Below are 19961 nucleotides of genomic sequence, written 5' to 3'. Positions count from 1 at the left end.
GAGATAATAACAATGGCTATGGTCCAACCCAAATCTCAAAAATTACGTCTCTTCATCACGCACCTGGGGCTGCTGATTTTCATCGCGGCGATCATGTTCCCGCTGCTGATGGTCATCGCTATCTCGCTACGTGAGGGGAACTTCGCCACCGGAAGCCTGATCCCGGATAAAATCTCCTGGGAACACTGGCGGCTGGCGCTGGGTTTCAGCGTGGAACATGCGGATGGTCGGGTAACGCCGCCTCCCTTCCCGGTCCTGCTGTGGCTGTGGAACTCGGTGAAAATCGCCGGTATTACCGCCATCGGCATCGTGGCGCTCTCCACCACCTGCGCCTACGCTTTCGCACGAATGCGTTTTCCAGGTAAAGCAACACTGCTCAAGGGGATGCTGATTTTCCAGATGTTTCCGGCGGTTTTGTCTCTGGTGGCGCTGTATGCGTTATTTGACCGCCTGGGACAATACATTCCATTTATCGGTCTGAATACGCATGGCGGCGTGATCTTCGCCTATCTTGGCGGCATTGCGCTGCATGTCTGGACGATTAAAGGCTACTTCGAAACTATCGACAGCTCGCTGGAAGAGGCCGCCGCGCTGGATGGCGCAACCCCGTGGCAGGCATTTCGCCTGGTGCTGCTGCCGCTTTCCGTACCGATTCTGGCGGTGGTGTTTATCCTGTCGTTCATCGCGGCGATTACCGAAGTTCCGGTCGCCTCGTTGTTACTGCGCGATGTGGACAGCTATACGCTGGCCGTGGGTATGCAGCAATATCTCAACCCGCAAAACTATTTGTGGGGCGACTTTGCCGCCGCCGCCGTCCTTTCCGCTATTCCTATCACCCTGGTGTTCCTGTTGGCGCAGCGTTGGCTGGTCAACGGCCTGACGGCAGGGGGTGTGAAAGGTTAAGTCTTATCGAAGTACCTGCCCGGCAACGGGCAATGCCACTGCCCTCAACTTATGTTATCCCCACTTATGGTCGTATTTTGGCGCTCTTCGGAGCGCTTTTTTTATGTTATTTTGCATTGCTGTTACGATTATTTCCTTTCGTGGCCCCCATCACTGCAATTATATTTACCGCCTGAAAACAGACAAATTAAACAGAATTAAGATCACAGAAAAGACAAAACATAATTGCAATGTAAAAAATGATAATTGTTTTCCCTGCCTGTTAAATTCACCATCACGACACTGATCAAAAGAGCTGTATCCTCTAAGGCAGGTCTGAATGAACACCCACTATAATTCCCGCTATATTTTTTCCATTACCTTAGTCGCAACATTAGGAGGGTTATTATTCGGCTATGACACTGCCGTCATATCCGGAACGGTAGAATCCTTAAATACCGTGTTTGTCGCTCCGCAACATTTAAGTGAATCCGCCGCCAACTCGCTATTGGGCTTCTGCGTCGCCAGTGCGTTGATTGGCTGCATCATCGGCGGTGCGCTGGGCGGTTATTGCAGTAACCGCTTTGGTCGTCGGGACTCGCTGAAAATCGCCGCTCTGCTGTTCTTTATTTCCGGTATTGGCTCCGCATGGCCAGAATTAGGATTTACCACGATTAACCCAGATAATGCCGTACCTGTTTATTTGGCCGGATATGTCCCCGAATTTGTTATTTATCGCATCATTGGTGGTATTGGCGTTGGTTTAGCCTCAATGCTCTCACCGATGTATATTGCTGAACTGGCTCCAGCGCATATTCGTGGGAAACTGGTTTCCTTTAACCAGTTCGCCATTATTTTTGGTCAACTGTTGGTGTATTGCGTTAACTATTTCATTGCCCGCTCTGGTGACGCTAACTGGCTGAATACCGATGGCTGGCGATATATGTTTGCTTCAGAAAGTATTCCCGCCCTGCTGTTTTTACTGCTGCTGTATACCGTACCGGAAAGCCCGCGCTGGCTGATGGCACGTGGCAAACACGAACAGGCGGAGGGCATTCTGCGCAAAATTATGGGTAGCAGCCTCACTACCCAGGCCATGCAGGAGATCAACCAGTCTCTGGAGCATGGTCGTAAAACCGGCGGACGCCTGTTGATGTTTGGCGTGGGCGTGATAGTCATTGGCGTGATGCTGTCCGTCTTCCAGCAGTTTGTCGGCATTAACGTCGTGCTCTACTACGCGCCGGAAGTGTTTAAAACGTTAGGGGCCAGCACCGACGTGGCGCTCTTGCAGACCATTATTGTCGGCGTAATCAACCTGAGCTTCACCGTGCTGGCCATCATGACGGTAGATAAATTTGGTCGCAAACCGCTGCAAATTATTGGCGCATTGGGTATGGCTCTTGGGATGTTCAGCCTTGGCACCGCGTTTTACACCCAGGCTTCCGGGCTGATAGCGCTGCTGTCGATGCTGTTTTACGTCGCCGCATTTGCCATGTCCTGGGGACCGGTTTGTTGGGTGCTGCTGGCAGAAATCTTCCCGAACGCGATTCGTGGCAAAGCGCTCGCCATTGCCGTCGCCGCGCAGTGGCTGGCGAACTACTTCGTCTCCTGGACCTTCCCGATGATGGACAAAAATTCGTGGCTGGTTTCCCATTTCCACAACGGTTTCTCCTACTGGATTTACGGTTGTATGGGTATTCTGGCGGCGCTGTTTATGTGGAAGTTCGTGCCGGAAACCAAAGGCAAAACGCTGGAAGAACTTGAGAAGTTATGGACGCCAGCAGAAGAGAAAACGCCGAAAGCCGCCATACAATAAGCTGATTTATCGCCACGCCGTACGTCCGTTACGGTGTGGCGACGCCTATTCTCGCCGTAGTCGGTTCGAATTACATAACCACAACGTGATAACCAACAGGAGGATCGCCGCCGAATAGAGTAATACATCCATTGGCGTTTTATGATCGACAATGATCAGGCGCACAATCGCCGTGATCCCAATGTACACGAAATAGCGCAGCGGAAAGTGAAGGCCAGACTTAAAGTACTTCACAATCAGCGCAATAAATTCGAAATAAAGAAAGTAGATCACCAGCCCTTCCACCAGTTCATATTTGCTGGCTTGCTCAGGCACGAATAATGCATCCGCCAGATGCACCGTCTCTTTACCGAGAAAAACGACCAGGATCAGACCGAGGGTAAGCAGCCCCAAATTTAGTACGTTTTGTAAAATCGTGGCGATAAACTCAAGACGTGAGCGCGATAATGGCATCATAACAGCCCCCTCTTTCTCTGCGGCGAGGTTTCTGTATAACGCACAAATGTGACGAGCATCTATATTTTTTATTTATGTTTATATTTTGTTCAATAAGATAATTTGCCGGATAGCGCTTTGAACGCCTTATCCGGCCTGAGTATTAACGGAAATTTACGCTCCTGTCACTGGTCATATCATACAGGCCAAACTTACGCCCAAGCTGTTGACCACCGTCACGCGTCAGCGGCGTCCAACCAATTGCCGCACGACTTCGGGTTGGGCCGGACGAGAAGAGATCCAGCGGCACGGAAACATATACGCCTTTGGTAAAATCCCCTTCCCCATATTCATCCGGCGACGCATCGGTAATCGTCGCGTAACCGCCGACAACGACGCCGCTATCGAAGCGTTTGGCGATCTCCAGCGTACCGCCTTTATCGCCCGCCAGATACTGACCAACGCTGGCTTTCACCAGCACATCCTGGGCGAACGACGGCGTCCAGTATGCGGTCAAATGTCCGGTCTTCACGCTGTAATCGGTAAACTTCATCATATCCTGCGCGCTACGCCAGTCACGCTGTTTCACGTAGTTGGCATCCAGACCAAACGCCCAATTGCTGTCTATCGGGCGATACAGGACTTCCGCCCCGGCACCGCCAAACATGGTCTCCAGATAACCACCGTAGACCTGCCCATAGAAACCATTGCCAAAATACTGGAAGTAGTTGGCCTGTAGGTTATTCACATAAACATCATTCTGCACATACTCACGGACATGCGTACGCACCCGCGGCAGATGCGAATCCTTCGGCGGATTGGTGTAGTTAAATTTGTCGTAGTTGTTGGCGATATTGGCAAACACGCTGCCCGTGGTGAGCAGATGATCCGTGACCCACAGATCCGCAGTTCCCATTACGCCAAACTGATACATATAGAAGTTTTCCGGGCCGCCTACCGACTGATTCAGCACGGGATCAAGATGAAAATCAACGTGCGACTTGTCGATATACCAACCCTGTTCAGTACTCTCTGGCACGATCGGCTCCACGCGTTTTTGCACCAGCGGGGTTTCATGTCCCAGCGGTTCGCCTTCCAGATGGCGTTTCAGGCTGGCGACATCGGTTTCAGTGGTGACCTGCGGCAGATTAAGGCGGTTTTCCGTCACGCGGATCGTGCGGATCCCCTCCGGCAGATCGTTCATGACGATCCGGTTAGCGCGCACGATCCCTTCACGGGAGTCGCGGTACTTCACCTGTTCGCCAGTAACGTACAGCGTATCGCCTTTGACCTGGATTTTCGGGTCCGCCAGACCGGCATTATATTTCAATAACGTTAATTGATTAGCCACTACCGAATGTTGCAGGATGGCATCCTGCGGCTGTGGTCGGTATTGCGGGCGTGAATTGTCATGATACGCGGGACGTAAATCGTTGAAATTGGTGCGCAGCGTAACGCCAAACATAAAGGTGTTGCCGCGCTCGTAGCTGAGGTTAACGTCGGCCCAATCGGTGACGCGGTAAATGGCGCCGACGTTAAACTTGCTCTTCTGCTCCAGTTTACCCGCAAAATCCTGCTGATAGTTATTGCCTTCATACTCCAGCTTCAGGCGTAGCGGTTGCCACGGGGTCTGGTATTCCACGCCGCCAAACAGCGAGGCCGGGCCGTGAAACATATCGCTACCGTCAACGGAACCTGCCTCTTTATAGCTGTTATCACGCGAACAGAATTTATCACTATACGAACAGAAAGGATTAGACACATTGCCGCTGGTGCCAAGATAGCCCCAGCCAAGACCTAATGAAAAATCAAACGGCCCCCAGGCCTTACTCGCTACAATATATTCCGCATCAAACAGCCCCGTCCCGCCGATATCGCGCGCGCCAACCGCCACCTGCGGCATCCAGTAACTCTCTTCCCACAACCGCAGTTTCACATCAAACGCTTTATCTTTGTAAGTCTGGTCGCCGGAGAATGATTCCACGCTGCTGTACTTTTTCGTACGGACATCGGTATAGCGCAACGTGGTTTCCAGCCACGGGAAAAGCTGAACCGAAGCCGAGTAGTAGCGGTACTGATCGTTATCACGATAGTTCAGGCTCATCTCCCCCTCACGCGCCATACGCGCTGTCGGCGTTTGCAGCAGGCCCACGCCGCCAAAGTCAGATTGTGAAGGCCCAATAGGGGCTGGATATGTTTCGGCATGGCAGGCCGCGCTAATACCCAGCGCCAGCACGCTGAGCAGATGTGTTTTTTTCATTATTCCGGTATCCGCTGCGTCAGGGTATGAAGAATGTCGGCATTTATCGCCTCCGGCGTGCCGCGCCAAAGGGAATCGGCAAAACCGACAAAAATAATACTGCCGGGCATTGGCTCGATATGACGTTTATTCCAGTAAGCCACCGGCGCTTTTTGGCTGCGTCCATCAGGGTAAACCACCCAGGCATAGCTACGATCCGCGCCGCTGAGTAAGCGCTGACCCTCGAGATAACTGGCGACGTCCCGCCCAGGGACGAACGGCTGGCTGCCCGGCTGGCTAATCAAGCCAAAGAGCGTCACCTGCGTGGGTTGCGGCCCGACCCAGAGCGTGTAGTGACCTTGCAGCGGCGGGTTACCTCGTTCGCTCACCCGAACTACGTCAGGATCAAGATTCACGAATTGTCTGCCCGTCACCTTCACCGCCTGAATCTGTCGGCGCAGTGTATTTATCGCCGCCGCCGCATCACCGTCTTCCTCAGCGCTGAGCGCCGCCAGTCGCCCGAGAAGTTCCTGTTGCTGCTGACGCGCCGTCACGGTCGCCTGTTCTTCGCCTATCACCGCCGCAGGCCACCAGCTCGTTGCCAGGCGCGGCTGTCCGACTAAATCGAGCAGACGCTCAGCGTCTGTCAGCGTTTTAGGCTCGCTATTACCTTGGGTAAAAACGGTAACAGTGCCGCTGGCAAAGGCGGATGACGCGACAAAGGCCAGCGCCAGCGCGCTTATCGTCCTTTTCATCATGATTTTGCCGCCTTAATCAGCGTGGTTTTCACCGGAAAGTAATTCGCGCCCAAATACTGTTCCGTCTGGCGAATTTGGCCTTCGCTATCAACCCAGTAGCGATTACGCCAACGCGTTTGATCGGTCGTCACTTCTTCATCCAGCACCCGCACGGCGGTCTCTTCACTGCCGACGCTAACGCTATCGGTCCCTCGCCATGTAAAAACGGAACGGGCGGTGGCGTAACGCACCTGGCGATGTTCGGTCCAGCCCAGGGTGCGAGTCCAGGTCGCGCCATCGATAATCTGTCCTGGTTTCGCCAGCGGGTCGGCCGCCAGATTATTCACATCGATCAGGTTGTCGCCGCTGAGCAGCGTTTTGACCAGACGGCCATGCTGCGTCACGATCGTCGCGCCATCCTGCGTCACCCATTTCTGCTGCCCGTTTTCCGAGAAAGCGAGCACCACAAACAGTTGAGGACCGCCGTTAAGCTGCATGTACTGGCTGGCATAAGGCATGTTTTGAATATCGTCATCCGTTAGCTGTACGCCTGGCGTACCGAACAAACTGTCCCACAGTGAATCGCCCAAGCCTTTAGTGGTGGCCGAACACGCCTGTAATAGCAGGCAAATCAGGATAAGTGCGAGTCGCTTCACGACGCTTCTCCAGAGGGGCAAAATAACCACACCGGAGTGTGGTTATGGTTAAACGTACCGATACTACTGGGTACTGGTGGTCGTGGTGGTCGTGGTTCCGGTATTGGAACCATCGCCGCCGCCGGTTGCCGCTAACGCGACGCCCACCGCCGAACTTACGGTGCTAACGCTGGTGGCGGAGGAACTTCCCGCCGATACCGACGTCGCTGCCGACCCTGCCGCTTCACCCACCTGAACGGGGGCTGCCGAGACAGATGTCGCCGCAAGCGCGGTTATGGCAAAAATGCCATACAGTACTTTTTTCATCATAATTTCCCTTCATTGAATGAATGGAGATTTACCCAAAAGAATTTCGGGCGCTACCGAGTATACACAACCAAAGCAGGCGGATTATGTCCGGGAGAAATAACAGCGAGGTTTTAGGATAATTAAACTTTAAAGAAGTAACGCCTACATTGTTTAATTAACAAACAAATAAAATCAATAAGTTAAAATTAAAATAAAAGACATCGGCATCCGTATAATCTGAAAGTAACGCAGAGTGATTTTCTGGTTATTGCTTATTTTAGGATTAAGCTCAATATAAAATTGTGGGGATAAAGACGGACAAGCGGAATTATCTTATAAAAAAAGCCGATGTGAATATCGGCTTTTTTATTATCTTATTCTCTTTTTGCCGGATGGCGGCGAAACGCCTTATCCGGCCTACAGACGCTATGCATTACGTAGACCGGATAAGCGCAGCGCCATCAGGCGCGCCAGGCTTTATAACGGTTAATCAGACCGTTGGTAGAGCTATCATGGGACGAAATAGCTTTATCATCGCCCAGCTCCGGCAGAATACGGTTAGCCAACTGTTTACCCAACTCAACGCCCCACTGGTCGAAAGTAAAGATGTTCAGGATGGCGCCCTGCGTAAAGATTTTATGCTCATACAGCGCAATCAGCGCGCCCAGGCTGAATGGCGTAATTTCGCGCAGCAGGATAGAGTTGGTCGGGCGGTTGCCTTCAAACACTTTGAATGGCACAACGTGTTCAAGCTGCGCCGGATCTTTACCCTGATCGCGATATTCCTGCTCAACCACCTCGCGGGATTTACCAAACGCCAGCGCTTCGGTCTGCGCGAAGAAGTTAGACAGCAGCTTCTGATGATGATCGGATAGCGGGTTATGGGTGATAGCCGGGGCGATAAAATCACACGGCACCATTTTAGTACCCTGGTGAATCAATTGATAAAACGCGTGCTGACCGTTGGTGCCTGGTTCGCCCCAGATAATTGGGCCTGTCTGGTAATCCACGGCGTTGCCGTTACGGTCAACGTATTTACCGTTGGATTCCATGTTGCCCTGCTGGAAGTAGGCGGCGAAACGGTGCATATACTGGTCGTACGGCAGAATGGCTTCGGTTTCCGCGCCGAAGAAATTGTTGTACCAGATGCCAATCAACGCCAGCAGAATGGGTAGGTTTTTCTCCGCCGGAGTGGTGGAGAAATGCTTGTCCATCGCGTGCGCGCCGGAAAGCAGCTCGACAAAGTTGTCGAAACCGACGGACAGAATAATGGACAGCCCGATGGCAGACCACAGCGAGTAACGACCGCCGACCCAGTCCCAGAACTCGAACATATTGGCCGTGTCGATACCAAATTCGCCGACCGCTTTGGCGTTAGTGGAGAGCGCAGCAAAGTGTTTCGCCACGTGTTTTTCATCGCCTGCACTTTTCAGGAACCAGTCGCGCGCGCTGTGGGCGTTGGTCATGGTTTCCTGCGTGGTGAAGGTTTTCGACGCCACCAGGAACAGCGTGGTTTCCGGGTTCACTTTTTTCAGCACTTCAGCGATGTGGGTACCATCAACGTTAGAGACGAAGTGCATAGTCAGATGATTTTTATACGGACGCAGCGCTTCCGTCACCATGAACGGGCCGAGGTCGGAACCGCCGATACCGATGTTCACCACGTCGGTGATGGCCTTACCGGTGTAGCCTTTCCACTGACCGGAGATAATCGCTTGCGAGAAAGTTTTCATTTTCTCAAGCACGGCGTTCACTTCCGGCATCACATCTTTGCCGTCCACGATGATCGGCGTATTGCTACGGTTACGCAGCGCCACGTGCAGCACGGCGCGGTCTTCGGTGCGGTTGATCTTCTCGCCGGAGAACATGGATTTAATCGCGCCGGCCAGATCGGTCTCTTTCGCCAGATCCTGTAATTTTGCCAGCGTCTCTTCGGTGATGCGGTTTTTGGAGAAGTCCACCAGCATCAGATCGTCAAACGTCGCGGAAAATTTAGCGAAACGGTCGCTATCGTTCGCGAAAAGCTCAGCGATCGTAACGTCTTTCATTTCATCGTAGTGTTTCTGGAGCGCCTGCCAGGCAGAAGTCTGCGTTGGATTGATGTTTTTCATTAGCAATACTCTTCTGATTTGAGAATTGTGACTGGGATCGATTGTAACGCCAGTCACAGAAAAGTGTGATTGTTTTAGTGCCGTTGCCCCAGGCACTGTCGAATGAGGATAAAAAGTATATACCCTAAATAATTCGAGGTGCAGAAAGGCAGCAAGTGGGTGAGTCGCCGGGCGCATAGATAAGCCAACATACTACAAACGGGTATCGGGGTTATAAGCGCTGTTACTGAGCCTAAACTCAGCATAAAAAATCCGCATAATCCCAACGTTGACAGTCCAGGCCACAACTTTTATTTATAAATACGTTACTTGCATTTGCGCCTGCACCGGTTTCTGTTCTGCCCTTGTGCCATGGTCGCGTTTTTCATTTCCTGACACGAGGTTGATATGACAGAGATCGTTGTTTCCAAATTTGGCGGTACCAGCGTCGCTGATTTTGACGCCATGAACCGTAGCGCGGATATCGTACTTTCCGACGCCAATGTTCGTTTAGTCGTGCTTTCCGCGTCTGCCGGCATCACTAATCTGCTGGTGGCGCTGGCCGAAGGGATGGAGCCTGGCGAACGTTTCGCTACGCTCGACGCCATCCGTAAAATCCAGTTCGATATCCTTGATCGTCTGCGTCATCCGAATGTCATTCGCGAAGAGATTGAACGCCTGCTGGAAAACATCACTATTCTGGCGGAGGCGGCATCGCTGGCGACATCGGCAGCCCTGACCGATGAACTGGTCAGCCACGGCGAGCTGATGTCTACCCTGCTATTTGTTGAGATCCTGCGTGAACGCGACGTACAGGCCCACTGGTTCGACGTGCGCAAAGTGATGCGTACCAGCGATCGCTTTGGTCGTGCGGAACCGGACGTCGCAGCGCTTGCGGAACTGGCCGCGCAGCAGTTGCTCCCGCGCCTGAACGAAACTTTGGTCATTACTCAGGGCTTTATCGGCAGTGAAAGCAAAGGCCGCACCACGACGTTAGGCCGCGGCGGCAGCGACTATACGGCAGCGTTGCTGGCTGAAGCGCTCCACGCCGCGCGGGTTGATATCTGGACAGATGTGCCCGGTATTTACACCACCGACCCGCGCGTGGTGCCCGTCGCGCAGCGAATTGATGAAATCGACTTTGAAGAAGCGGCGGAGATGGCAACCTTCGGCGCAAAAGTACTGCATCCAGCCACCTTACTCCCGGCCGTGCGCAGCGATATCCCGGTCTTCGTTGGCTCCAGTAAAGATCCGCAAGCGGGCGGTACGCTGGTGTGCAATAAAACCCAAAACCCGCCGCTGTTCCGCGCGCTGGCGCTGCGCCGCAATCAAACGCTATTGACGCTGCACAGCCTGAATATGCTGCACTCGCGAGGTTTCCTGGCTGAGGTGTTCGGCATTCTGGCGCGGCATAATATTTCGGTAGATCTGATTACCACTTCGGAGGTGAGCGTCGCGCTGACGCTGGATACTACCGGCTCCACCTCCACGGGCGATACGTTACTGACCCAATCCTTATTGATGGAGCTTTCCGCGCTGTGTCGGGTAGAAGTCGAAGAAGGACTGGCGCTGGTCGCGCTGATTGGCAACAACCTGTCAAAAGCCTGCGGCGTTGGTAAAGAAGTGTTTGGCGTCCTGGAACCGTTCAACATTCGCATGATTTGTTACGGCGCCTCCAGCCACAATCTGTGCTTCCTCGTGCCGGGAGACGATGCCGAGAAAGTGGTGCAAAAGCTACATCAGAACTTATTTGAATAATCGCCCTGACACGACAGCGGGTGAGCGCTATCAGGCAATACGCTGCCGGATGACGACGCAGGCACGTCATCCGGCGGTTCCCGCGCCAGGCGCTGCCGGCGGAATACTGCTCAGGAATCCGCAACACCCTACTCGTCCCACCAACATGGGCAACTTTCCCCTATTTATGCACTCCCCATTTTGAACCTCGTCACAAAACCACACAAAACAACACAAAGCAAAAACATAAATTAATCATTATATTTTAATGAGTTACATTTAAAAAATTGATATCTTTTGGTATAAGCCCACTTTTTCATTGTTGCTTTATTTTGTTTTGGTTGGAATTATGATTGCACTACAACACAGATAACCCCCTTACCCTATTTGAGGCCGCTATGAAAAAAATTGCGATTATTGGAAGCAGTGGAGGCAACCTCTACAACCTGGGTGGCGCCGAGCCAGAGAAGTTACTCCAGGAGATTTATCAGCAGTGTGAGGCTGCGGGCGTGAATGTGGCCGCCGTACAGTTTATCGCGGCAGAAGCCTCGATGGACGTCGCCAAACCCGATACCCCGGCATCGGTTTATGCATTAACCACAGAAAACCAACAAAAACCACAGCGCATATTTCAGGGCAAACTTTCGGAGGTAAACACCTCGGTAGTAGAAAGCGATCGCCAAATCGCTGAGATGATCCGCTGCGGTGAGATCGATGGGATCGTGGTAATGAGCGCCGATCCGGTAAAGGCGAACCAGGCCGTTTTTGCCGCCGCCGTTGAGATGAAAACACCGATTGTCGGCACCGGGGGAACCTCCATGGCGCTGGTGGCGGCAAAGGGGGCGAATGTGGTCGCGACCTCCGGAACAACCGGCACCACCAGCCGTACCCGCGCCGTCTCCTTCGTGGCGTCACTGTGTAAACATTGGGGTATCAAGTACAAACCACAGTTGGGTAGCGCTTCGCCCTCGCAGAGCGGTTCCGGAAAAAGCCTGCTCAAACGTTTTAACATTCGTAGCATCATGATCCCTGCGCTACCAGGCTTTATCGCCATGGCGATTGTACTCGCCCTGAGCCACATACCAGGACTGGAAAAACTTAACGATATCTTTGAAATATTACTAAAAGGTCTGCCGGTGTTAGTCGCGGTACTGGCGGCAAAACAGATTTCCGAACTGGATGAAGTTTCAATTGTGGCCGGAGTCGTCGCTGGCGTGCTTTCCGTAGAGGGCGGTCTTATCGGCGGCATTATCGGCGGTGTAATGGCGGGGATTTTCGTCCGTTGGCTGTTCGAGCTGTGCCTGAACTGGCGCTTCCCAATGACTACCGTCAACATCGTCGCCGGTGGGATATCGGGCCTTGCCGCTGGGTTAATCATGCACTATCTGCTGAGTCCGCTGGCGCTATCTGCGGGTAATTACATCAAACTGGCTATCGAAAGCACGCTGGCATTCAGCCCAATTCTTGCCGGGCTGCTGGCTGGTCTGGTTATCTGGCCTGCCATTCTCGGCGGCGTCTATCACGCGGTGATCCTGCCGTTGGTGCTGCTGGAGATGGAAAAATCCGGCGTCAGCTTCCTCGGCGCGGTCGATATGGTCGGTCTGGTGATGGTGGCCGCAGGTATTAACCTTGCCAATGTGATCGCCCCGCGTGAAAAAAGCGAAGCTGCCGTTGCTACGCCGGGCCTGCTCATTAACCTGGGCTTTGGCACCTTTGTTGAATCCGCCTATCCCTTCATGTTCGCCAACAAAATTGTTTTTGGCTCCGCCATTTTTTGGGCCGGAATGGGCGGCATGATGCTGGGCTTTTTTAACGTCAAAGGCGTGGCCTATGTTCCGGCTTTCGCCTCACCGTTCTTATCCAGTAATGCGCTCCAGATGGCCATCGTAATGATTGCCACAATGGCGATGACCTGCCTTACCACCATTATTGCTAACCGTTTCAAACCTGTCGTACAGAGCGAATCAACAACGACAGCCGTTAATTAATGCACCAACACCAGAGGTACACCATGTTTAAAGGCGATATGAATAAAAAACGCGCCAAAGCGTTACAGAAAGTGAAAGAAGCCATCACACTTCACGGCGGGCAAACCATCCTCAGCACAGGAATAACCGGCGACGATGCGCGCCTGGCGAAAGCCGTGTGTGAGGCTGGCGTTAAGCTACTGGAGCCGAACCACCCTGCGTTGGCGCTGGCGCGTGGACACAAAGGCGTGAGCAACATGCACGCGGCGGAGCAGATTCGTCACGAAATCACCAATAGCCAGATGGCTGAGGCCGTACACGGTGTGCGTAATGTGGTCCCGGACGATATTTTTATCACCGTTGGTATCGCCGGCGGTTTTACCGAAACCTTACCGGTGCCGCTCAGCGAAACGGAAATTCTGGAGATTGCCCGCGCTGGGGCCGACGGTTTACATACGCATAAATCCGACTGGGACGATCTGCAGGACATCGTTAATCTCGCCCATCAGTATGGTCTGACTGTCGATGCCTACATTGGCCATCCTGACGATCTGCATACTTTCGGTATTCCTGCACGCACGCCGGAAGAGGTCGCCAGCGTGGCGAAGCGAATGCAGGATATCGGCGTGGATATGATTGGTCTGATGACAGGCATGAGCTATGAAGGCGTAGCGGCAGGCGATATCCCGCAGATGATTAAAGATCGCCTGCGGGCGTTGGTCGGCGCGGTGGATGTTCCGACGCTGGCGGAAGGCGGGATTAACCTCGCCAACGCGAAAGCGTTTAAAGATACCGGGGTCAATATTCTGGTGGTCGGTACTGCTATCGACAACATGGTGTGCAACGCCGCCAAAGAAGCCGTTACGCCGTTTATTGTTCATTGATATCAGGGAACGAGAGATGTTGTTGATCACCGATCTGGATGGAACATTACTCACCTCGCAGAAAACAATCAGCCCGCGCACGCGCCAGGCGCTGATTGCGTTCCGCCAGAACGGTGGTCTGCTGGCGGCATGTTCCGCCAGACCGGTCTCCTCAATGGTACGCCTGCTACGCCAACAACAGGTTGATACGTTGTTTAGCTGGTGCGCCGGTTTTAACTGCGGACGCCTGCTGGAGATGGCGGGGCCGCGCATTATTCATGCTGCCCCGCTGACCGCCACAGATCTATGGAATATTGACCAACATATTTCTCTTTCCCGCTATCACCACCACTTTTTTAGCGCCGAAGCAATTCACCATCGTGACGATAGACTAATTGCGCCCTGGACAACATATGAAGCCCGCTTATTTGGGTTACCGCTTATAACTGAAACTGCAGAAAATATCTTTAATCGTCGCAATATATATAAAATTACACTTGTTGCCGCATCTTCGAAGATAGATACTCTGTGTACAGAAGTGAATAATCACCTGCCTTGTGGATATTATGCGGTTGTCACGGGAGAAAATTATATTGATATTCAAAGATCCGATATAAATAAAGGGTTCATAATCGATAAATTAATTCATTATTTAAATATATCTTCTGACAAGGTAGTCGCGATTGGCGATCAGCAGAATGATGTCAGCATGTTTGCCGCTGCCGGAATCAGTATCGCAATGGGCAATGCGCCGGATGCAGTAAAGCGGCAGGCCGGCTATGTGACTGCCACGAATGATGAGGAGGGTATCGTCCATGCATTGGAGTGGTTGCGTTGCCTGACGCATCCAGTTACCATGCGCCAAAGGTTGACGGCGGCGAAAGATAATGAATCCAATTAAAAGACGAAAACATATTCTTGATGAATTAAACAAATTCGGTGAAGTCACCGTTATTAAATTATCGGAAATGCTCAACGTCACCTCGGAAACCATTCGTCGCGATCTCTCCTTACTGGAATCTGAAGGCAAAATCACTAAGATTCATGGGGGCGCAGTCAAAAAGCAAGTTGTCCAGGAGGATGCGTTTAGCGCAAGAATAGAGGCGCATCGCGAAGAGAAAATAGCGATTGGCAAACTTGCCGCCGAAATGGTCAGTGAACGGGATACATTGTTTATTGATTCCTGTACAACTAACCTTATTCTGGCCGAGCAATTACCGCCTCTCGCTTTTTCCGTGATTACCAATTCAGCCCTGATTGCCGATAAAATTAAAGAGCATAACCTGCAGGCCCGCGTGTATGTATTAGGCGGCGAATATGATTACCATTTTCGCGCCAACCTCGGCGTCTCGGTGTGTCAGCAGATTAACGCGATTCACGCGGATATCTGTTTTATTGGCGCTGGCGGCATTTCTCCCCAGCATGGCGTGTTGGTGAAGAGCTTTGAAGAAGCCTACGTTGCCAAAGCCATGATTGCGATGAGCAAAAAATCAGTGATTCTTGCCGACCATACCAAATTTGGTCAGGACGGTGTGATGTGCATCGCAAGCGTAAAAGAAATCGATAACATCATCACGGATAAAGGATTTACGTCAACGGGTTATACGCCACAGGATTTCGCCGGAAAGCTGCGGATTGCTGACTGAGCGCTATCCGCCCGTTGCGTATTGCCGTAGACTAAGAGCCTATCCCACCAGGCGTTATTGGCGCAGCCAGTTTGGACACGGACAGCGCGCAAAAACCGGAGCGTACACGTAGTACGTGAGGATTTTGAGCACTGCCCAGGTCTAAAATGGCAAGTAAAATAGCCCTAATGGGATAGGCTCTAAATGCATCGGCTAACTGAGGGCACCCGTATGGCACTCCCCCGCATTACCCAAAAAGAGATGACCGAGCGCGAACAGCGCGAACTGAAAACGTTGCTGGACCGCGCCCGTATTGCGCACGGGCGTCCGCTGACCAATTCTGAGACCAACAGCGTAAAAAAGGAGTACATCGATAAGCTGATGGCGCTGCGTGAGGCTGAAGCGAAAAAAGCCCGCCAGTTGAAGAAAAAGCAGGCGTATAAACCCGATACGGAAGCGTCATTCTCCTGGTTGGCGAATACGCCGACGCGCGGCAGACGTTAACGTCCTTTCTTCTTTCGTCCCGGCGAGGTAAAGCGCTTACCGCTTGATGTCGGGCGCGCTTTCTCATTGCTTTTTTCGATCGCAACGACCGGTCGCTTAATACCCGTGGTCTTCGGCTTCGCTTTGGCCTTTGGTTTGGCTTCGGAAGAGGAACGCTCAATCAATTTAAACAGATCGATCAGCTCATCGTCCGTCAGATCGCGCCACTCGCCCAGCGGAATCCCGCTCAGGCTGACGTTCATAATGCGCGTACGCTCCAGTTTCGTCACTTCATAACCAAAGTATTCACACATACGGCGGATCTGACGGTTTAATCCCTGCACCAGGGTGATGCGAAAGACAAACGGCGCCTCTTTTTTCACCTTACATTTTTTGGTGACGGTACCCAGAATCGGCACGCCAGCGCCCATACCGCGAATAAACTCGTCGGTAATCGGTTTATCCACCGTCACCAGATACTCTTTTTCGTGATCGTTACCGGCACGTAGAATCTTATTGACCAGATCGCCGTGGTTAGTCAGAAATATCAGCCCCTGCGAGTCTTTATCCAGACGACCAATCGGGAAGATACGTTTGCTGTGGTTCACAAAATCGACAATATTGTCGCGTTCGCCGTCTTCAGTGGTACTCACAATGCCAACCGGTTTATTCAGCGCAATCAGCACTAAATCATCCGCTTCTCGCGGCTCAATCAACCGACCATTTACTTTAACAACATCCCCGGCGACCACCTGATCGCCAATGGCGGCGCGTTTGCCGTTGATAAAAACATTGCCCTGTTCGATAAAACGGTCCGCCTCGCGACGCGAACAGATGCCGCTTTCACTGATATATTTATTAAGCCGGGTAGATGTGTCAGTCAGCATATTTACTCTCTGAGAAATTTTTCTACATAAACGTCGGGAATGTGACTTACCACATCAAATCGTCAGGAACTTTAAAATCGGCATACGGATCATCTTCGTCCTGCTCTTCCTGACTCAGCGCACTGTTTACGACAATACTGTCCGCATCTCGTTGTGCGATTTTATCGGCGACGCTCGCGGGAATAATCGCATATTCACATTCACCGCTGTTATTGATAACCAGACGCGCAATCGCGAGACGCCCATTAATCAGTTGCGTCTGGGTGAGCTTATCCACGTCTATTTTTTTGATGACGTTATTATCGGTGAAGTTAAAACCAATATCGCCTTTAGAGACATTGATTCTATTCATTTCAATAAGTTGCTTAACCTGAGCTTTAAACTCTTTCGCTAAAACCGCTTGTTTTTGCTGTTCACTAAGTTGTTTATCACGCTCAAGTTGCGCCTTTTTATTTTCTTCCACCGCTTCTCTGGCCTCACGAGCCTGAACGCGTGATTTTTTAGCCGTGCGTTGGACTTTGGCCATTTTTTTGCTGGTCACTAATCCCGCTTGTAGCAGTTGCTCTTGTAAGGTCAGTTTTGCCATTTTCGTCTCTAAACGTGTTAAATAATTTTGCGGATTATACCTGTAATTTTTCAGGCGATACCAGATGGCAGATCTGGCCTGTCGTCACTTTTAGCGACCGCGCTTTGCCTGTAACACGCGTAACATCATGAGCCATATCAGTAAGACATTAAATGGATAATGGTAGCATTATTACGTTTTGACATTTCCTGATGAGGTGGAGAAGTAATGGAACTGCTTTTATTAAGTAACTCGACGCTGCCGGGTAAAGCCTGGCTGGAACACGCTCTGCCGCTGATAGCGAATCAATTGAACGGTCGACGTTCAGCCGTGTTTATTCCGTTTGCCGGCGTCACGCAAACATGGGACGAGTACACGGATAAAACCGCAGAGGTGCTTGCGCCATTAGGGATAAACGTCACAGGGATTCATCGTGTCGCCGATCCGCTTGCGGCGATTGAGAAAGCGGAAATCATTATTGTCGGTGGCGGAAATACCTTCCAGCTACTGAAAGAATCGCGTGAACGCGGGCTGCTGGCGCCGATGGCGGACAGGGTAAAACGCGGCGCGCTGTATATCGGCTGGAGCGCAGGCGCCAACCTTGCCTGCCCGACTATCCGCACGACCAACGATATGCCGATCGTCGATCCAAACGGTTTCGACGCGCTGGATCTGTTCCCGCTGCAAATTAATCCTCACTTCACTAACGCCTTGCCGGAAGGTCATAAGGGCGAGACCCGCGAGCAGCGTATTCGCGAACTGCTGGTGGTCGCGCCGGAACTGACAGTGATTGGTTTGCCGGAAGGTAACTGGATTCAGGTGAGCAACGGCCAGGCGGTTCTCGGCGGCCCGAATACCACCTGGGTGTTTAAAGCAGGCGAAGAGGCCGTGGCGCTGGAAGCGGGTCATCGCTTTTAATCCCTGGCACATTGAATGCCGAATGGCGGGCCTACACGCATGTTCTCCGTAGGCCCCGCCATCCGGCATTTCACTTAATACTCGCCCCGTTCCTCGTCCTGATCCGGCTGTTCCAGTACGCTATAGGCGACCGAACAGAACAGTGAGTTAAGACGCTTCATGTCGCCCAGCAGCCCTAAATGGAGCGAGCTGGTTTCAATGCTTTGCACGTTCTGCTGGTGCAGGCGGTCGACATGCGCATGTGAGTATCGGCGATTAAGTATACGGAAGCGATGTTTACTGCGGCGCAACCGACGGGCGCTGGTGACATCGCCGGAGAAAAAGACCGACATCGCCAGTTGCAGATTACTGAGCAGTTGATCGTAAAGCGCATCCAGCTCTTTCAATCCTTCTTCTGAAAATGCCCGACGCGCCGCCAGCGACTTGTCGGCAATCTCGCTGCCCATTCGCTCGATAATATCCGACGCCTGTTCGAGGTTCAGGGCCATCTCAATAATCTCCGCCCACCGGCGGGACTCCTCCGCTGCCAGCTCGTCTTTCGGCATTCGCGCCAGATAAAGCTTAATCGCGGTGTAGAGCACGTTAACGTCATCCGCCAGCTTGCGCAGCGCTTTCTCTTCACGCGGCTCGCCGTGCATGACCTTTTTTAGCCCTTCCATCATCTGTTCCATCGCATCGCCAATGCGCAGCACCTCGCGGGCAGCATTAGCCAGCGCCAGCGTTGGCGTATCCAGCGCGCTGACATCCAGATGTTTCGGCTTCAGATGGGTATCCAGTTCAGGCTCATCACGAATAATTCGTTTACAAAAACGCGCCATCAGCTCGGCAAATGGCACCATCGCCAGGCAGCGCACCAGGTTATAGAAAACGTGGAAATAGATCACCAGCTCTGATTTCGGTAGCGATAGCTCATCCATCAGATTCGCCAGCGGATGGACAAACGGCAGGATGACCAGGCTGCCGATCAATTTGAACAATAGGCTGCCGAGCGCTACGCGACGCGCGGCAGCATTGGCGGCGCTGTTATTGAGCATCGCCAGCAGCCCCGATCCCAGATTGGCGCCGATGACCAGGCACAACGCCACCGGGAACGATATAATCCCCGCCGCCGTCAGGGTCGCCGTCAGCAACACCGCCGCCAGGCTGGAATAACTGATAATAGCGAACATCGCGCCAATCAGCGCATCCAGCATAATGTCGCCCGTCAGCGACGCGAAAATGACCTGCACGCCATTAGCCTGAGTGATCGGCGTCACTGCCTGCACAATCAGCTCCAGCGCCAGTAGAATCAGGCCAAGCCCGATACCGACGCGACCCAGCTGCCCGGCGCGGGACTGCTTACGTCCCAAAAAGAAAATCACGCCAATAAAAATCAGCAGCGGCGATAGCCACGACAAATCAAAGGTGAGAATACGCGCCATTAGCGCAGTACCCACATCAGCGCCCAGCACAATCACCAGAGCTGGCGTCAGGGCGACAAGATCCTGGGCGACAAACGACGTTACCAATAAAGTGGTGGCGTTACTGCTTTGTACCAGCGCGGTAACACCGATACCCGCACAAAAGGCGAGCGGTTTCTTTTCCACGCTGCGGCTGAGGACAGTGCGTAGACGCGCGCCAAACACGCGCATTACGCCAGTACGAACGATATGTGTTCCCCATACCAACAGCGCAACGGCAGAAAGTAGATGGAGCAAAGTTAACACGGCGTCAGGTTCTCCTTATCGTTATACGTTTTCCTGAAGCTCACTTGCGATAAATTGCCTGATGGCG

At 52.5% G+C, this 19961-nt stretch carries 19 protein-coding genes; 9 read left to right on the top strand and 10 right to left on the bottom strand.

The genetic code is table 11. The features are described from left to right. The first annotated feature begins 12 nt into the window (after window positions 1-12). Window positions 13-903: a maltose ABC transporter permease MalG gene (gene malG, locus NA389_RS03995; protein WP_001252081.1), complete on the top strand. Its 891-nt coding sequence runs from the start codon at window positions 13-15 to the stop codon at window positions 901-903. Window positions 904-1222: 319 nt separating this feature from the next. Next, window positions 1223-2698, top strand: a complete 1476-nt coding sequence (xylE, locus tag NA389_RS03990) for a D-xylose transporter XylE (protein WP_001091898.1) — start codon at window positions 1223-1225, stop codon at window positions 2696-2698. 45 nt (window positions 2699-2743) lie between these two features. Here the strand turns inward: xylE and psiE are convergent, their stop codons facing one another. The 6 genes from psiE to pgi form a co-directional block, all read right to left on the bottom strand. Then, window positions 2744-3154: a phosphate-starvation-inducible protein PsiE gene (psiE, locus tag NA389_RS03985; RefSeq protein WP_000982752.1), complete on the bottom strand. Its 411-nt coding sequence runs from the start codon at window positions 3152-3154 to the stop codon at window positions 2744-2746. A gap of 142 nt (window positions 3155-3296) precedes the next feature. Next, window positions 3297-5393: a YjbH domain-containing protein gene (locus tag NA389_RS03980; RefSeq protein ID WP_000750790.1), complete on the bottom strand. Its 2097-nt coding sequence runs from the start codon at window positions 5391-5393 to the stop codon at window positions 3297-3299. Continuing rightward, complete coding sequence (locus NA389_RS03975; RefSeq protein WP_000977974.1) at window positions 5393-6130, bottom strand: capsule biosynthesis GfcC family protein; 738 nt, start codon at window positions 6128-6130, stop codon at window positions 5393-5395. The genes NA389_RS03980 and NA389_RS03975 overlap by 1 nt, the downstream gene beginning before the upstream one ends. Continuing rightward, a complete protein-coding gene (locus NA389_RS03970; protein ID WP_000824809.1) occupies window positions 6127-6765 on the bottom strand; it encodes a YjbF family lipoprotein in 639 nt (212 codons plus the stop codon). The genes NA389_RS03975 and NA389_RS03970 overlap by 4 nt, the downstream gene beginning before the upstream one ends. A gap of 63 nt (window positions 6766-6828) precedes the next feature. After that, entirely contained in the window at window positions 6829-7071 is a 243-nt protein-coding gene (gene yjbE / locus NA389_RS03965) for an exopolysaccharide production protein YjbE (protein WP_001541297.1), read from the bottom strand. Window positions 7072-7514: 443 nt separating this feature from the next. Continuing rightward, complete coding sequence (gene pgi / locus NA389_RS03960) at window positions 7515-9164, bottom strand: glucose-6-phosphate isomerase (protein WP_000790032.1); 1650 nt, start codon at window positions 9162-9164, stop codon at window positions 7515-7517. Between the two features lie 387 nt (window positions 9165-9551). On the opposite strand from pgi, the gene lysC reads away from it, so the two are divergent. The 6 genes from lysC (at window position 9552) to NA389_RS03930 (ending at window position 15839) form a co-directional block, all read left to right on the top strand. Then, on the top strand, window positions 9552-10901 hold the full coding sequence (lysC, locus tag NA389_RS03955; RefSeq protein WP_000136392.1) for a lysine-sensitive aspartokinase 3: 1350 nt from the start codon (window positions 9552-9554) through the stop codon (window positions 10899-10901). A 377-nt stretch (window positions 10902-11278) separates the two neighbouring features. Next, window positions 11279-12868 carry a PTS sugar transporter gene (locus tag NA389_RS03950; protein ID WP_000716847.1) on the top strand — a complete coding sequence of 530 codons (1590 nt, stop codon included), beginning with the start codon at window positions 11279-11281 and terminating at the stop codon, window positions 12866-12868. Between the two features lie 23 nt (window positions 12869-12891). Then, entirely contained in the window at window positions 12892-13731 is an 840-nt protein-coding gene (locus NA389_RS03945) for a hypothetical protein (protein ID WP_000472332.1), read from the top strand. Window positions 13732-13747: 16 nt separating this feature from the next. Then, window positions 13748-14611 (top strand): Cof-type HAD-IIB family hydrolase, encoded by an 864-nt coding sequence (locus NA389_RS03940; protein WP_000924656.1) that lies wholly within the window; start codon window positions 13748-13750, stop codon window positions 14609-14611. After that, window positions 14598-15356, top strand: a complete 759-nt coding sequence (locus tag NA389_RS03935; RefSeq protein ID WP_001068171.1) for a DeoR/GlpR family DNA-binding transcription regulator — start codon at window positions 14598-14600, stop codon at window positions 15354-15356. Before NA389_RS03940 ends, NA389_RS03935 begins: the two co-directional genes overlap by 14 nt. A 210-nt stretch (window positions 15357-15566) precedes the next feature. After that, a complete protein-coding gene (locus tag NA389_RS03930) occupies window positions 15567-15839 on the top strand; it encodes a DUF3811 domain-containing protein (RefSeq protein WP_001207627.1) in 273 nt (90 codons plus the stop codon). Here the strand turns inward: NA389_RS03930 and rluF are convergent. The 3 genes from rluF to NA389_RS03915 are packed head-to-tail and all read right to left on the bottom strand — an operon-like array spanning window position 15836 to window position 17427. After that, a complete protein-coding gene (gene rluF, locus NA389_RS03925) occupies window positions 15836-16705 on the bottom strand; it encodes a 23S rRNA pseudouridine(2604) synthase RluF (protein WP_000954619.1) in 870 nt (289 codons plus the stop codon). The genes NA389_RS03930 and rluF overlap by 4 nt on opposite strands. A gap of 46 nt (window positions 16706-16751) precedes the next feature. Continuing rightward, window positions 16752-17291, bottom strand: coding sequence for a DUF2058 domain-containing protein (locus NA389_RS03920; RefSeq protein ID WP_001096724.1), 540 nt, complete (start codon window positions 17289-17291; stop codon window positions 16752-16754). 34 nt (window positions 17292-17325) lie between these two features. After that, window positions 17326-17427 carry a hypothetical protein gene (locus NA389_RS03915; protein ID WP_001541281.1) on the bottom strand — a complete coding sequence of 34 codons (102 nt, stop codon included), beginning with the start codon at window positions 17425-17427 and terminating at the stop codon, window positions 17326-17328. Window positions 17428-17498: 71 nt separating this feature from the next. On the opposite strand from NA389_RS03915, the gene pepE reads away from it, so the two are divergent. Then, window positions 17499-18188, top strand: coding sequence for a dipeptidase PepE (gene pepE / locus NA389_RS03910; protein WP_000421776.1), 690 nt, complete (start codon window positions 17499-17501; stop codon window positions 18186-18188). 74 nt (window positions 18189-18262) lie between these two features. Here pepE and NA389_RS03905 read toward each other — a convergent pair whose 3' ends face one another. Then, window positions 18263-19894, bottom strand: coding sequence for a Na/Pi cotransporter family protein (locus NA389_RS03905; protein WP_000956811.1), 1632 nt, complete (start codon window positions 19892-19894; stop codon window positions 18263-18265). Window positions 19895-19961: the final 67 nt, after the last annotated feature.

Origin of the sequence: Salmonella sp. NW645 (assembly GCF_051703725.1) — a bacterium.
GTDB classification, from domain to species: Bacteria; Pseudomonadota; Gammaproteobacteria; order Enterobacterales; family Enterobacteriaceae; genus Salmonella; species Salmonella enterica.
This window is presented reverse-complemented; position numbering and strand designations above follow the sequence as displayed.

Excerpts from the sequence above, each read along its gene's own strand:
- yjbE (WP_001541297.1), bottom strand. The coding sequence starts at position 7,071 with ATGAAAAAAGTACTGTATGGCATTTTTGCCATAACCGCGCTTGCGGCG.
- xylE (WP_001091898.1), top strand. The coding sequence starts at position 1,223 with ATGAACACCCACTATAATTCCCGCTATATTTTTTCCATTACCTTAGTC.
- NA389_RS03950 (WP_000716847.1), top strand. The coding sequence starts at position 11,279 with ATGAAAAAAATTGCGATTATTGGAAGCAGTGGAGGCAACCTCTACAAC.
- NA389_RS03915 (WP_001541281.1), bottom strand. The coding sequence starts at position 17,427 with ATGGCTCATGATGTTACGCGTGTTACAGGCAAAGCGCGGTCGCTAAAA.
- NA389_RS03940 (WP_000924656.1), top strand. The coding sequence starts at position 13,748 with ATGTTGTTGATCACCGATCTGGATGGAACATTACTCACCTCGCAGAAA.
- NA389_RS03980 (WP_000750790.1), bottom strand. The coding sequence starts at position 5,393 with ATGAAAAAAACACATCTGCTCAGCGTGCTGGCGCTGGGTATTAGCGCG.
- rluF (WP_000954619.1), bottom strand. The coding sequence starts at position 16,705 with ATGCTGACTGACACATCTACCCGGCTTAATAAATATATCAGTGAAAGC.
- lysC (WP_000136392.1), top strand. The coding sequence starts at position 9,552 with ATGACAGAGATCGTTGTTTCCAAATTTGGCGGTACCAGCGTCGCTGAT.
- NA389_RS03920 (WP_001096724.1), bottom strand. The coding sequence starts at position 17,291 with ATGGCAAAACTGACCTTACAAGAGCAACTGCTACAAGCGGGATTAGTG.
- NA389_RS03975 (WP_000977974.1), bottom strand. The coding sequence starts at position 6,130 with ATGATGAAAAGGACGATAAGCGCGCTGGCGCTGGCCTTTGTCGCGTCA.
- malG (WP_001252081.1), top strand. The coding sequence starts at position 13 with ATGGCTATGGTCCAACCCAAATCTCAAAAATTACGTCTCTTCATCACG.
- pepE (WP_000421776.1), top strand. The coding sequence starts at position 17,499 with ATGGAACTGCTTTTATTAAGTAACTCGACGCTGCCGGGTAAAGCCTGG.
- pgi (WP_000790032.1), bottom strand. The coding sequence starts at position 9,164 with ATGAAAAACATCAATCCAACGCAGACTTCTGCCTGGCAGGCGCTCCAG.
- NA389_RS03930 (WP_001207627.1), top strand. The coding sequence starts at position 15,567 with ATGGCACTCCCCCGCATTACCCAAAAAGAGATGACCGAGCGCGAACAG.
- NA389_RS03945 (WP_000472332.1), top strand. The coding sequence starts at position 12,892 with ATGTTTAAAGGCGATATGAATAAAAAACGCGCCAAAGCGTTACAGAAA.
- psiE (WP_000982752.1), bottom strand. The coding sequence starts at position 3,154 with ATGATGCCATTATCGCGCTCACGTCTTGAGTTTATCGCCACGATTTTA.
- NA389_RS03935 (WP_001068171.1), top strand. The coding sequence starts at position 14,598 with ATGAATCCAATTAAAAGACGAAAACATATTCTTGATGAATTAAACAAA.